Origin of the sequence: Paenarthrobacter sp. NPDC056912 (assembly GCF_042786555.1) — a bacterium.
In the GTDB taxonomy this organism is placed as follows: domain Bacteria; phylum Actinomycetota; class Actinomycetes; order Actinomycetales; family Micrococcaceae; genus Arthrobacter.
Genome location: NZ_JBHUCD010000010.1, coordinates 68,710 through 81,160 on the forward strand (window position 1 = coordinate 68,710; position 12,451 = coordinate 81,160).

Annotated in this window: 12 protein-coding genes; 6 read left to right on the forward strand and 6 right to left on the reverse strand. The window is 63.7% G+C overall.

The window, feature by feature from the left end:
* Positions 1-7: 7 nt before the first annotated feature.
* Positions 8-1,069 (forward strand): GGDEF domain-containing protein, encoded by a 1,062-nt coding sequence (locus ACFRJ9_RS12530; RefSeq protein ID WP_377668233.1) that lies wholly within the window; start codon positions 8-10, stop codon positions 1,067-1,069.
* A 12-nt stretch (positions 1,070-1,081) separates the two neighbouring features.
* Here ACFRJ9_RS12530 and ACFRJ9_RS12535 read toward each other — a convergent pair whose 3' ends face one another.
* From ACFRJ9_RS12535 to ACFRJ9_RS12550, 4 genes are all read right to left on the reverse strand, one after another.
* Positions 1,082-1,648, reverse strand: a complete 567-nt coding sequence (locus ACFRJ9_RS12535; protein ID WP_377668235.1) for a hypothetical protein — start codon at positions 1,646-1,648, stop codon at positions 1,082-1,084.
* A gap of 50 nt (positions 1,649-1,698) precedes the next feature.
* The gene (locus ACFRJ9_RS12540) at positions 1,699-2,379 is read right to left on the reverse strand and encodes a sortase domain-bontaining protein (RefSeq protein WP_377668238.1); all 681 of its coding nucleotides are present in this window, start codon (positions 2,377-2,379) and stop codon (positions 1,699-1,701) included.
* A gap of 24 nt (positions 2,380-2,403) precedes the next feature.
* Entirely contained in the window at positions 2,404-3,177 is a 774-nt protein-coding gene (locus tag ACFRJ9_RS12545; protein ID WP_377668240.1) for a hypothetical protein, read from the reverse strand.
* A gap of 160 nt (positions 3,178-3,337) precedes the next feature.
* Positions 3,338-3,865: a MarR family winged helix-turn-helix transcriptional regulator gene (locus ACFRJ9_RS12550; RefSeq protein ID WP_377668242.1), complete on the reverse strand. Its 528-nt coding sequence runs from the start codon at positions 3,863-3,865 to the stop codon at positions 3,338-3,340.
* 104 nt (positions 3,866-3,969) lie between these two features.
* On the opposite strand from ACFRJ9_RS12550, the gene ACFRJ9_RS12555 reads away from it, so the two are divergent.
* The 4 genes from ACFRJ9_RS12555 to ACFRJ9_RS12570 all read left to right on the forward strand — a co-directional run bounded on the left by ACFRJ9_RS12555 (position 3,970) and on the right by ACFRJ9_RS12570 (position 9,860).
* Positions 3,970-5,202: an FAD-dependent oxidoreductase gene (locus ACFRJ9_RS12555; protein WP_377668244.1), complete on the forward strand. Its 1,233-nt coding sequence runs from the start codon at positions 3,970-3,972 to the stop codon at positions 5,200-5,202.
* 364 nt (positions 5,203-5,566) lie between these two features.
* The gene (locus tag ACFRJ9_RS12560; protein ID WP_377668246.1) at positions 5,567-6,997 is read left to right on the forward strand and encodes an anaerobic C4-dicarboxylate transporter; all 1,431 of its coding nucleotides are present in this window, start codon (positions 5,567-5,569) and stop codon (positions 6,995-6,997) included.
* A gap of 23 nt (positions 6,998-7,020) precedes the next feature.
* Complete coding sequence (locus ACFRJ9_RS12565) at positions 7,021-8,367, forward strand: M20/M25/M40 family metallo-hydrolase (RefSeq protein ID WP_377668248.1); 1,347 nt, start codon at positions 7,021-7,023, stop codon at positions 8,365-8,367.
* Positions 8,364-9,860, forward strand: coding sequence for an MFS transporter (locus ACFRJ9_RS12570; RefSeq protein ID WP_377668250.1), 1,497 nt, complete (start codon positions 8,364-8,366; stop codon positions 9,858-9,860). The genes ACFRJ9_RS12565 and ACFRJ9_RS12570 overlap by 4 nt, the downstream gene beginning before the upstream one ends.
* 8 nt (positions 9,861-9,868) lie before the next feature.
* Here ACFRJ9_RS12570 and ACFRJ9_RS12575 read toward each other — a convergent pair whose 3' ends face one another.
* Positions 9,869-11,191, reverse strand: a complete 1,323-nt coding sequence (locus ACFRJ9_RS12575) for an MFS transporter (RefSeq protein WP_377668252.1) — start codon at positions 11,189-11,191, stop codon at positions 9,869-9,871.
* A 181-nt stretch (positions 11,192-11,372) separates the two neighbouring features.
* Between ACFRJ9_RS12575 and ACFRJ9_RS12580 the strand changes: the two genes are divergently transcribed.
* Complete coding sequence (locus ACFRJ9_RS12580; RefSeq protein WP_377668255.1) at positions 11,373-11,621, forward strand: MarR family winged helix-turn-helix transcriptional regulator; 249 nt, start codon at positions 11,373-11,375, stop codon at positions 11,619-11,621.
* A gap of 14 nt (positions 11,622-11,635) precedes the next feature.
* On the opposite strand, the gene ACFRJ9_RS12585 is transcribed toward ACFRJ9_RS12580, so the two are convergent.
* On the reverse strand, positions 11,636-12,448 hold the full coding sequence (locus ACFRJ9_RS12585) for a hydrolase (RefSeq protein ID WP_377668257.1): 813 nt from the start codon (positions 12,446-12,448) through the stop codon (positions 11,636-11,638).
* Positions 12,449-12,451: the final 3 nt, after the last annotated feature.

Sequence of the window (12,451 nt, forward strand, 5' to 3'; positions counted from 1 at the left end):
CTGGCTGGTGGGAAACGCATCGTTCCTCCTGACGGGAACCCCACATCAATGGTGGGCCAACCCGTTAGGCAATTCCCTGCTGGTTGGGGGTGCGTTCTGTGTGTGGGCCAGCACGCGTTCCCTGCGGTTGCTTGGCACGCCGTGGTGGCAGTTGGCCTCCGGCCCGACCGTCACCGCCATGGCATCCATGGTGGGCAACCCGGCAGAAAATGCGTGGTCGGGCGGCGTGGTCTATTTGGCCATGATGGGAACCGGCATGGCCTTGGCCGCCCGGGAACTGGCACTCCTTCGCGGGGAGAGGGCCACAGCCCGGCAACCGTTGATGGTGGCAGCGGTCGCGGTGGTGGCCTACTTCCTGGCCCGCAGCGTTGCCTACTTGGCCGACGGACCGCACGGACAGTTCTTCCAGAGCTATTTCAGCCCCGCCGTAACCTGCGTTGTCCTTATCACGCTGTTGATCATCGTGTCGTTCAGCATGAACGAGCTCAGCAACAAACAGTTGATCGGCCTGCTCACGGAGCGTGCCACCAAGGACGGACTTACCGGCATTCTGAACAGGGAGGGCTTCACTGAGCTCGCCGGGCGTGAGCTGGGTCGACTACGCGGTGACGGGTCAATCGTCACCATCATCGTGGCTGACCTGGACAACTTCAAGACCGTCAACGACACCTACGGCCACGCTGCCGGGGACGAGGTCATCGTTGCCTTCGCCCAAGCCAGCCTCGCGTCCGTCCGTAGCACTGACTTGGTCTGCCGGTACGGCGGCGAAGAATTCATCATCATGCTTCCCGGTGCCGACCAGGATCGGGCGCGCCGGGTTACCACCGAAATCAGCCGAAGGTTGGCTGCGTCAATCCCCGACTACGGACCCGGATTCCCCACGGCCAGCTATGGCATTGCTTCGAGTGCGGGCACGAATGCGGAGCTGGCGGGCATGATCGGCATTGCCGACGCTGCCCTCTATGAGGCGAAAGCCACGGGACGCAACAGGGCTGTCATTGCCGCCGGACAAGACCGGAGTGAAGAAGTATCCACAGGCGATCTCCGCATCGATGCAGGTCATCCATAACCGAGTGCTCTGTTAATGGTGTTCCACCCAGCAAGCCAGGATGGTGGTGGAGAGCTGGTATGCCAGGGCGTTCCTGGTGATGTTGTCTGGTCCGATCGTGGCGGGAAGATGCGATGCATCCACTTTCAGGACAAAACTGTCTTTTTGGAAGACCGATGACCCATCGGCGGTTTCGTAGGCGGGGAAGCCGAGATTGGCCAAGCCCTCGATTGCTTTGGCGTCTTTGGCCAGCGCCTGTTCGACGTCGAAGTAGGTCAGTGCCGATGCTTGGTCTGCTGCTTCCTTGACCGAGATTATTAGTGCGCCTTGCTCCAGATGGTAGGTGCAGGTGAAGGTGCTGTTCGCCCAGTCATTGACCGTGTGAGGGGCTGTTTCCAGGTCCAGGATGGCTTTAAGCCGGTCCTTGGGCTGGTCACCGCAAACCATCAAGGACGCCTCGCTGGGACCGGCTGAAGCTGTGGGTGTCGCTGTTAGGGAAGGCTGAGAATTGCCCACGCCAGGGTTGGCGGCAGCTGCGCAACCGGTGAGCAGAAGGGAAACAATGCCGAGGGTGACCAGTGTGTACTTTCGGTTTTTCATGTCGTGTCCATCCTTTTCCGTTCTGCCTTGGGCGACAGCCGGGCGGCCGGTCAGATGCTGAGTTTGGCGAAAATGACGTAGTTGTCGTCGAACAATCCGGTGGCGGGGTCGTAGCCGTCACAGGTGATCAGGCGCAGTTCGGATCCCTCGGTGTTCCCGTAGACCTCCACAGTGGGGAAGGACTCCTTGGAGTAAAGGGCTGAACGGTACACGGTGAAGGCAGCCGTGCTGCCGTCGGCCCGGGTCACGGTGATCTCGTCATCGGCCCTGAGTTTCTGCAGGTCCGCAAAGACTCCCGCGTGTCCGCCCAAAGCGTTCACATGGCCGAGCATCACGGACGGTCCGCGTTCGCCCGGGGTGGGGGAGCCCTTGTACCAGCCTGCGGGCGCTCCGTCGCCTGTGTCTTGGGGTACTTCCAGGGAACCGTTGTCCCGCAAGCCCAGTTCCAGCAACTCGGTGCGCACCCCGATTGCGGGGATTGCCAAGGTGGCTGGACGAGAGGTGGTCATTACTGCGGGAAGCGGTTCTCCCGGAACTGCCTGGACCGTGGGCGGCGAAAGCGATGCTGGCGGGGTCGCCGGAGCCGTGGATGGTGCGGGGGCGGACGTGGCTTCGGCACCAGGGGCGTTGGCAGATTCGGTTTGTGATGGTGCGCAGCCGGTGAGGAGTAGAAAACCGACCACCGCGGACACCAGCAGGCCTCTGCGGTAGTCGGTTTTCGTGGTTGTCACAGTAATGTTCCGGTCAGCCTGTGCTTAGGCAACCGATCCGGTGTTACGGCGCCGGACCACGTAGGCGCCGCCTGCGATTGCTGCCAGTACCAGGCCGCCACCCAGGGCGATTGCTCCGGCATCGTTACCTGCCTGTTGGGTGATGCCAGTGTCCGCGCCACCTGTGGGCATCTTCATTTGCCCGGCCTTCAAGGTCCCGCAGAGGGCAGGCGAAGTGGCCGCCAGTGGAAGGGTCGGCGCGAGGTCGGACTTCGCGGCCTGCCCTGCCGCGCTCAACGTGGCGGGGTCAAGACCATGGACGACCACGACGGCGGTGCCCGCTTCCAAGGCGGCCTTGGTATCGGCGTTCAGCTCGAATGTTCGGTCAACCGTGTACGCGGCGCCTTGGCCGCCGACCTTAAGGTCCAGCCCTGCGGCCGGGCTGGTATCACCGCTGGTGGAAAGCGTGGTGACGATTCCGCCGTAGGACGGGGCGCCCTCGGTAGTGGAGATGACGCCGTCGCCGTCCTTGTCGGCAGAAGGCGCCGGGCAGACGCCTTGGGCTCCTCCATGGATGTGCTGGACGTGTGGGTACGGGGCGTCCATGAAGGTGGCTGGCATGCCCGAGACGTTTAGTACGACATGTGCCTGGTTGCCTGTGACATCGACGGTGATGCTGCCGGCGCCGGTGCTGCCGTTGAGTTGGCCGAGGGTGGCCTGATAGGAAGAACTGTCTGCGGCCATCGCCGCGGTCCCGGAAAGGGCCAGTGCGCCCAAAGCCAGGGTCGGAACTGCCATGAGGCGAAGTGTCTTGTTCATTGGAAAATCTCCTCTAACGGGAGGGCGGTGTTCCATCCCAAGATTAGGGACACCAGTAATTCGACGCTGCCCATGAAAAGGATGGGTATGGATGTGGCTCGCGCCACAGATGTGGCTTGGGGAGGCGTGAGGGGCGAAGGAACAACCCGCGTGATCTGGGCTACCGCGGGTTCGGCGCGCGGCCGCCGTCGTCGTGCTTGTTGCCACCGGAAGCGGCATCCAGCCGCACCGCCGCGTCCTGCTGAATCCGCGCGGCTTTGGCCGAAAAGTCCGCAATGACACGCAATTCGTCGTCGCTGTACCCCTCCAGCAGGCCGGCCAAGCCGCCCATGAAGTCGACAAAGTAGGGCATTGCTGCGGCCACCTGGTCACCGACCAGCTCGATCAAGACCTTCCGTTTATCGCCGTCGTGCCGGACCCGGCGAGCCACGCCCTTGCTCTCGAGCCGTTGCATCAAGCCCGTGACCGAGGCTGGGGCCAGCCCGGAGTGTTCGCCGAATTCCCCCGCGGTCATTGGTCCGAAGCGCAGGAGGATGTCGATTGCCTTACCCTCGGTTGCGGACAGTCCGCGCAGCTCGGACAACTTTGCATGGAACATGACCGCCGCTGTCGACAGCTCCCGCCCCGAGGAATAGACGGCCTCGAGCAATTCTTGGCGCTTGGGGTTGTCGCCCGGTTTTTTCTCCACCCTTCGAGGCTAGCAAATTATTTCGTTTCGCCGAAAGGATTGACGACGCTTGGGCTCGGACATATATTTCTTTTAACCGAACGAAATAAATTGTGGAGCCCATCATGCTGAACTGCCTAGTCATCGGATCCGGAATAGCCGGGCTCGCAGCCGCCATCTCGTTGCAGAAGGCGGGCCACCACGCCACTGTCTTCGAGGCCTACAGCGAGCCGTCGGACGGCATTGGCGGATTCCTCACCGTGGCCGTCAACGGCTTCGATGCCCTGGAGACACTCGAACTCAAGGACGCCGCCGCCGCCCTGGGCTTCAGCACCCCGCAGATGTCCATGTATCTGGGCAGCACGGGAAAGCACCTCATCGACTTTGACTACGGCGGATCGCTCCCGGACGGCACCACCGCGCGCACCATGACTCGCTCCGAGCTGTACGGCATGTTCCGCGACGCTGCCAGCCGCCGCGGGATCCACATCGAGTACGGCAAGCGGCTCGCTGGGGTGAAGGAAGCGCCCGACGGCGTCACGGCCGTTTTCGCGGACGGCACCTCCGCGCGCGGAGACCTTGTTGTGGGCGCCGACGGCCTCCACTCGGCCGTGCGGCCGGTCATCGACCCCTCATCCCCGGCTCCACGGAACATCCCCCTGCTTAACACCGGAGGAATCGTTGAGTCCGGGGTGCTTCCGGCGGAGCTTGTGGACATCGAACCAGGCCGCATGAAGATGGTCTTCGGCAAGCGCTGCTTCTATTGCTATATGCAGGATCCGGAGGGCAGGATCTGGTGGTTTGCCAACCCGCTTCAGCGGTCTTCGGAGGATCCGGCCGCCTTGGACCACGGCGCCCGCAAGTCCTGGCTGACGCATCTCGTGGCCGGGGACCACACGCCAATGGCCAAGATCATCGCCGCCACTGACGGAATCATCCGGCCGTACACCACCTCCGACTTTCCCGGCATTCCCAGCTGGCACCGCGGCGCACTGGTGCTGGTGGGAGATGCCGCCCATGCGGCATCGCCATCGTCCGGGCAGGGTGCGTCCATGGCAATCGAGGACGCTGTGGTTCTCGGGCGATCGTTGCGCGGCGTCGAGGCCGGCGACATTCCCGGCGCTTTGTCACGCTATGAGGACGAACGCCGGAGCCGGGCGGAACTGGTGGTGGAATGGGGACGCCGGAACGCCGCCCCCAAGATCCGCGGCCAATTCAAGAGAGTGTTCGAAGACCTCGTGCTGAAGCTCGTTTTCCGCTCACTTGCCCGCAAAGCGGCCGACAACTTCGATTGGGTCTATCGCCACCACATCGACTGGGATGCGCCGATGGTCCGCAGCGAGTCCGCGGCTCCGTGAAATACCTCAGCGGCGTCTCGCAGTTCCGGCGCTCCCCCTGCCTTCGAGGAAACGGCGGATGGTGACCGCGCGAATTTCCCGCCGGAGCTCAAAACCACTGATCCGCGGCCAACGCCGAGGCTTTCATCCGTCTCATCCGTAAAGGATGAAATCCCGGTGATGGCAGTCCGGGGCGGTTCACCACGCCCACACGCGGCGCTACACTGACCGCATCGCGGCGAGCTGGCAACTATTTTTCCGTCCCGGGAGGGGCCGATTGTGCCCGTCGGCTATGGATCGCAAGGGGGTCACGTGGCCGTCGTGAGATGAGGGGGATGCGCCGGAGCCGCCGATCTGGAAGACCCTACTAGCCAAGGAGATGCCCGTGGAAGCCGTATTCGTCATCCTGCAGGCCTGCGTCGTGATTGGGGCGATCGTGCTCGGCGTGAGGACCGGCGGTGTCGGTCTGGGGCTCTGGGGTGTCGCCGGCACTCTGATGCTGGTTTTCGTGTTCCGTCTGGCTCCTGGTTCGCCTCCGGTCGATGCGTTCTTCATCATCATCGCCGTCATCACAGCCTCCGCGGCAATGCAGGCTGCAGGGGGCATTGACTACCTCGTTGCCATCGCCTCGAAGATCATCCAACGGAACCCGCGACGCCTCACCTACGTGGCCCCGCTCGTCTCGTTCCTCTTCACCGTTCTTGCAGGAACAGGCAACATCTACTTCGCCCTGATCCCCGTGATCTACGAGACCGCGTACCGCAATGGGCAGCGGCCCGAGCGGGCTCTGGCGGCCTCAACCGTGACCTCGGCGCTGGGAATCACGGCGAGTCCCGTGTCTGCGGCAATGGCGGCCTACCTGGTCTTGATGGAACCGAGCGGGTTCTCCCTTATCAAGATCCTCGCGATCACCATCCCGTCTGCGGTGGTTGCGTGCCTCGTCACATCATTGGTCCAACAGCGTGTGGGCAAGGAGCTCTTGGATGACCCCGTGTTCCTCAAGCGTGTTGAGGAGGGGAGGGTCGAGGTCCCGGCCGTGCTCGAAGCCAAGGGGGGCACGGGAACGGATCCGGCAACCGGCAGTGGTGAAGGCACCTTGGAGCAGCCCACCGTATCAGCCGCGAGGTCCGCCACGGCGACGGTCACGCACGTTGTCCCCAAGGGCGGAGCTACGGCGGCGTGGATCTTCCTGAGCGCAACCTTTCTTGTCGTCTTGCTCGGGCTCCTCCCGGCATTGCGCCCATCGTTCCCGACAGGAACCGACGGTGCTTTGGAGCCGATCGGCATGTCGCCTGTGATCGAGATGGTCATGTTCACGGCCGCACTGGTCATCATCCTGGTGCGCCGTGTGAAGCCCGCGGTCATCGTCGATCAGTCGCTCCTGAAATCCGGCTTCGTTGCAGCGATCGCGCTCTTCGGTATCGCCTGGATGGCTGACACCTTCATCAGCTCCAACCAAGAGACGATCATCAAGCCGCTGGGAGCCTTGATCGATGTGGCGCCACTGCTGCTTGCGGTGGTCCTTTTCCTGGTGGCCGGCCTGACCACGAGCCAATCGGCGACGACGAATACGATCATCCCGATCGCTCTCGCCGCCGGGCTCAGCCCGGGCGTCAGCACGGCTATGTGGCCGTCCTTGGTGGGCGTGTGGCTTTTCCCCGCCAACGGTTCCCAGATCGCTGTGGTCGAAACCGACCTCACAGGTTCCACCCGGCTATCCCAAGTTCCTGTGTGGCATTCATTCACCATCCCCATGGTGGTGGCCTGGGTGTCCACAGTCGTCGCAGGGCTCCTGATCCAGCTTTTCGTGCACTGATTGCCCCGAGAGGAAGTATCCGAATGAATGACACCGACCAGATCACCGCTGCGGCCGCGGCGATCATGCCCAAGGTACTGGAACGCCACGCCGAGCTGGTGCGCATTCCATCGGTCGCCTTCCCGGGCTTCGATCCTGTGCCCGTGCACCGGATGGGCCAGGCAGTGGTGGACCTGTTCAAGGAGGCAGGCGCCGAGGACGTCGAGCTGCTGGATGTCCCTGGCGGCTATCCGTGTGTCTACGCCGACCTGCCAGGCCCGGATGGCACTCCCACTGTCCTTCTCTACGCACACTACGATGTCCAACCGGCCCCGGCCGAACAAGGGTGGGACACAGATCCCTTCGAGCCCACCACAAAAGAGAACGGCCGCATTTATGGCCGCGGTTCCGCCGACGACAAGTCGGGCCTCGCGATCCATTTCGGTACGCTCCTGCTCCTGGCCGACCGGTTGCCGTGCCACCTGAAGCTCCTCATTGAGGGTGAAGAGGAAACCATCTCGCACCTTGAGGACTTCGTGGAGGCCAACCCGGAGCGCTTCGCCTGCGACGTCGCCGTGATTGCCGACATGGGTCCGCAGTCCGTGGGACGCCCCACCCTCACAACAGCCCTGCGCGGGGATGTCGCATGCACGGTCACGGTCCGCACACTCGGCAGCCCCGTCCACTCCGGACTGTTCGGCGGTGCTGCTCCCGATGCCATGACGGCGATGATCCGCATCCTTGACGGCTTGCACGACGAGAACGGCGATACCGTCATCAAAGGCGTCGACGCCGGCACATGGCCAGGTGCCGGGATGGACGCCGACGTCTACCACTCGGCGTCGACGATCCTCGAAGGAGTCGATTATCTCGGCACGGGGTCGCTATCAGACCGCATATGGGCCAAGCCGTCAGTCACCGTGCTCGGAATGGACCTGCCGAACACTGCCGAGGCATCAAACGTGCTCCTGCCTTCAGTGAAGGCGAAACTCTCCATGCGCGTCATTCCCGGCGCTGATGCCGAAGCCCAGCTTGATGCCCTCATGAGCCACCTGAGGGCGCAGCGGCCGTGGAACTGCGTCGTTGAAGTGGAGAAGGTCAAGACCGGTCATCCATTTGCGGTGGACATGTCCGCCCCATCCATAGCGGCGGCCGAACAGGCCCTTGAGGACGTGTACGGCGCCCCCGTCGAGTCGATCGGCTCGGGAGGGTCGATCCCGCTTATCGCTTCCCTGCAGAAGGCCGCTCCGGACGCGGCGATAGTTTTGTGGGGTGCTGAGGACACGGCAGAAGCGAACATTCATGCCTCGAACGAGTCCGTTGACCCCGGCGAGATTGAGAGGATGATCGCGGCCCAGACGCTCCTGCTCTTGCGGTTGGGGGCTGTATGAACTCCGGGCCGTCCGCGGGGAAGGTTGCCCTCGGCGTACTCATCGTCACGTGCGTCTCGGCCATCGTCGTCAACGCGAACACGTCCGCGGTCACGATCCTCCTCCCGGCGATCTCGGCTGACACCGGCACGCCCGTGGACACCCTCCAGTGGGCTGTTACGGGCTACTCGCTGGTGGGTGCGGCCACCATCGTCACATCGGGCGCGCTCGGCGATGTCTTCGGACGGCGTCTTGTCTTCGTCCTGGGGCTCGTGTTGTTCATCGCCTCGTGCGTCATGATTGCCCTCGCCCAGGATGGTGGCCTTGTCATCGCCGGGCGATGCATCCAGGGTGCCGCGGGAGCGACCATCCTCGCCTGCGGGATGAGCCTCATCGCAGCGAACAACACGGGCTCGCAGCAATTGCGGGCCGTCACGTTGTGGGGTGCGGCATCCGCTATCGGCGCTGCCGCAGGTCCTCTCATCGGCGGGCTCCTTGCTTCAACCACCGGGTGGCAGGGACTGTTCTGGATCGACGCCGCCATCGCCGCAGTCTGCATCCCCATTACCCTTCGTTCCGTGCAGGAATCACGTGATCCGAACCGTATCCGTTCGATCGACCTCGCCGGCACTATCCTGATCGCCGTCATCCTGGCGCCCATCATCTTCGCCCTGACCAATGGCTCTGCCTGGGGGTGGGCATCCTTGGCGACGATCGGATGCTTCGCACTGTCCGTCGCGGCCACTGTGGCCTTCGTATTCGTTGAGAAGCATGTGAAGGCGCCGCTTCTCGACCTTGCCCTGCTCCGCAACACCGCGCTTGTGGGAGCAACCATCGCCATCCTCCTGGGCTCGGGCACGATCAACGCCATCATGTACGTCGTCAGCCTCTATTTCCAGGACCCGGCGACCCTGGGCCTGCCTCCGCTGGAAGCAGGCCTCGCAACGCTTCCGGTGGCAGCCGTGGCCGTGGTTCTCGCACCGATGATCACACCAGTTGTGGCCCGGATCGGAGCGAGAATCACCATCGCGGTGGGCTTCATCATCATGACGGCATCGTTCGTGCTCCTCACAGCCGTGGATGCCTCCTGGGGCTACGCGCTCTTCGTGCTGCCGCTCTTGGGAGTCGCAGCGGGGATGAGCTTGCAGAACGGGCCGGCGTCGTCCATCTCCACATCGAGCGTTCCGCCGAACGAGGTAGGTGCTGCGTCCGGTATCTCGAACATGGCGCGGTACGTCGGTGCCGCAGTCATGACAGCGATCGTCGCGTCGATATATTCGTCGGTCAGCACCAACCGCGTTGCGGCCGGTAGTGATACGGCCGACGCCCTGGCCTCAGCCCTGTCCTTCTCGGCTCTCGCAATGGGCATCTGGTGTGCCCTGGGTATCGCGCTCGCGTTCCTCATGGGCCGGCACCGCATAGCGAAGCCCACTCTGATCGACTACGCGGCTGCGGCGGCGAGCACCGCCCACACCCTCACTCCGCCGGCGGTGAAGTCCGCCGCAGCTGGCTGAACTCCTCCCTAATGCTGATCTGCTCCGGCGACCAACTCCGGCCCCGATCTCGTAGGGGCGTCGTTGCTGGTTTCGCTGCCATGGGTATCTGACCGGCCGTTTCGGGGGAACAGGAAGGAGAGTGCGAAGAAGCCGAGGAGCAGCCCGGCCTGGATGAGCAAGGTGCTGCGGAAAGCATCGGCCGGCGAACCGGAGGCAATGGCGGAGAAGAAGGTCGAACCGAACACGGCCACTCCAATCGAGCTCGCGACCAGGCCCGATCCTATGCCAGCTACGGCAATACCCGGGACGATCTGCCAGATATCAAAGATGGAGCCATTGCCGAGTTCAACCCAGAGGATTGCAGCTCCGAGAAGCTGCACGGCAGCGCCGATCTGGAGCACTGCGCGTCCGAGTCGCTCGGCGAGGAACGCCCCGCTGAGCGCCCCGCCGATCGCGGTGCCGAGAGCGACGGGCAGGTTTCCCAATCCGGCCTCGCCAGCGGTGAAGCCCTGGCCGATCTGCAGGAACAGGGTCAAGACCAATTGCGTGCCAATGAGGGCGCTGAAGTACAGGGCGATGCCGGCCAGGCCCAGGGTATAGGCCCGGCGGGAGAAGATCCCGGGAACCACCAGCGGCGTGCGTCCGCGCCCGGACGCGGCTCGCTGCTGCCTCGCGAAGGCAACGAAACCAATGAGGCCCGCGACGATGCTCACCCATGTCCACAGCGGCCAATCCTGTTCTTGCCCGAAGTTCAGTGGCAGCACCAGCAGGGCAGAAGAAGCGACGATGAGGGTCGCGCCCATGGCGTCGACACCAACTGTCTTATCGCCGGCCCGGCGGGGGAGGATCCGCCAGGCCACCACAAGGGCAGCAAGCCCGATGGGCACGTTGACGAGGAACACCGTGCGCCAACCGAGCCCGAACAGGTTGGCCTCGATGAGGCCGCCACCGATGAGCGGACCCAAAATACCACCCAGGCCAAGTACAGGACCGAAGATACCGAACACTTTTGCCAGTTCCTTGCCGGCGAAGTTCTCCCGCAGGAGGCCTAGACCCTGCGGCAACAGCATGGCACCGGCGACGCCTTGCACCAGCCGGGCAGTGATGAGCCATTCGATGCCAGGCGCCAGGGCACAGAGCATTGAAACGATGGTGAAGGCCGCAAGGCTGGCCAGGAACATGGGGCGGCGACCAAACCGGTCCCCGAGTCGGCCGCCCAGGATCAGTCCGGCACCGAGCGTCAGGGCGTATCCGCCGATGACCCACTGAAGTCCGAGCGCCGACGCCCCGAGGGATCGTTCCAGGTCCGGTCCAGCGACGTTGACGATTGTCGAATCGAGGAGATCCATGACCTCGCGCGCGGGTGCAGCAACTGGCTGTAAGGCAGCAGCGATTCGAGCGGTATCTGGCCTCAGAGCTGGGTGTTGATGCTGCCGGACTTGAAGCTATGGACCACCTCATCGCCACCGGACCGGCCACCCCACCGAACTCGCCAGGCGTCTGAGGATTTCGACGGCGGCTACCACACTGGTGCTCAACCGGCTCGAAGACGCGGGCCACATCAGACGCGAACGGCACCCCTCTGACGGGCGGAAGCTGGTTGTCACGGCAGCCCAAAGCTCAGCGGACCAGGCCTTCGAACGCGTCCTCCCGATGATCGAAGGCGTCGAGGACCTGGTCTCTGGATTGTCAGCCCCGGAACGCGCCACAGTGCAGGCGTTCCTTGACCGGCTCGTGGCGATCTACGACGACGCCACCGGGTCCCCGCCGGACAGCTGAGGAGCACGTGGTGATCAGGTCAAATGATCGTAGTCCCCACGTGCCCAGGAAGCGTGTCTGTGGGCCGATTCTTGCAGCACGGCCTTCGCATCGGAGGCGATGACGTTGTTGAAGTTGCCGTAGATCCGGTCGAACGCCAGCTCGTCCAGTTTCGCGGCAATTCGTAATGCCACGGAGCCTGATAGCGGCAGGTGATTAGGGTAGCTGCGCATGAACGCGATGGAGCGGCGGTCCGGATTAGGAAAAACGCTGTCACCGCTCAACACAACACCCTTGCCGCCGGCTCCTGCGGGCCAGTGCACTACCGCGCTTCCCGGGAAATGCCCGCCGGTCTGGTAGAGGGTCAACGCACTTGCAATGGACTTGCTCTCGGACCAGTAGACGATGTTCGGATCAGCGCGCCCGAGCCATCGCCGGTCGGGTTCCGCGACGAGCACCGGAACGCCACCGAGCCGACGCGACCATTCAACCTGCACCCCAAACATGTGTGGATGGCTGGCCGCGATCGCCAGCACCGGGCCCAGCTCCAGGACTCTTTTCACAGCAGTGTCATCGACGAATCCCACCGGATCCCAAAGCAGCGATCCCTCGGGTGTCACCACAAGCTGGGCGATCTGGCCGATTCCGACTTTGGGCTCGGTCCTCATCCCGATGAGCCCCGGCTCATTGTCCGTGAACAAGATCTCCTGTCCAGCGTCCGTGAGTTTGTCCAGTGTGATCCACTGTTGACCCTCCTCGGGCACATACTGCCGCTCGTCGTCGCAAATCGGGCAGACCTCGGGGGCAGGTTCGTCGCGTTCCACTGCGCAGGTTGCGCAGATCAGCACGCC

What these genes read in the sequence shown, in the direction of transcription:
- ACFRJ9_RS12535 (WP_377668235.1), bottom strand. Translation starts at nt 1,648, where the DNA reads ATGAAAAACCGAAAGTACACACTGGTCACCCTCGGCATTGTTTCCCTT.
- ACFRJ9_RS12545 (WP_377668240.1), bottom strand. Translation starts at nt 3,177, where the DNA reads ATGAACAAGACACTTCGCCTCATGGCAGTTCCGACCCTGGCTTTGGGC.
- ACFRJ9_RS12555 (WP_377668244.1), top strand. Translation starts at nt 3,970, where the DNA reads ATGCTGAACTGCCTAGTCATCGGATCCGGAATAGCCGGGCTCGCAGCC.
- ACFRJ9_RS12575 (WP_377668252.1), bottom strand. Translation starts at nt 11,191, where the DNA reads ATGGATCTCCTCGATTCGACAATCGTCAACGTCGCTGGACCGGACCTG.
- ACFRJ9_RS12565 (WP_377668248.1), top strand. Translation starts at nt 7,021, where the DNA reads ATGAATGACACCGACCAGATCACCGCTGCGGCCGCGGCGATCATGCCC.
- ACFRJ9_RS12570 (WP_377668250.1), top strand. Translation starts at nt 8,364, where the DNA reads ATGAACTCCGGGCCGTCCGCGGGGAAGGTTGCCCTCGGCGTACTCATC.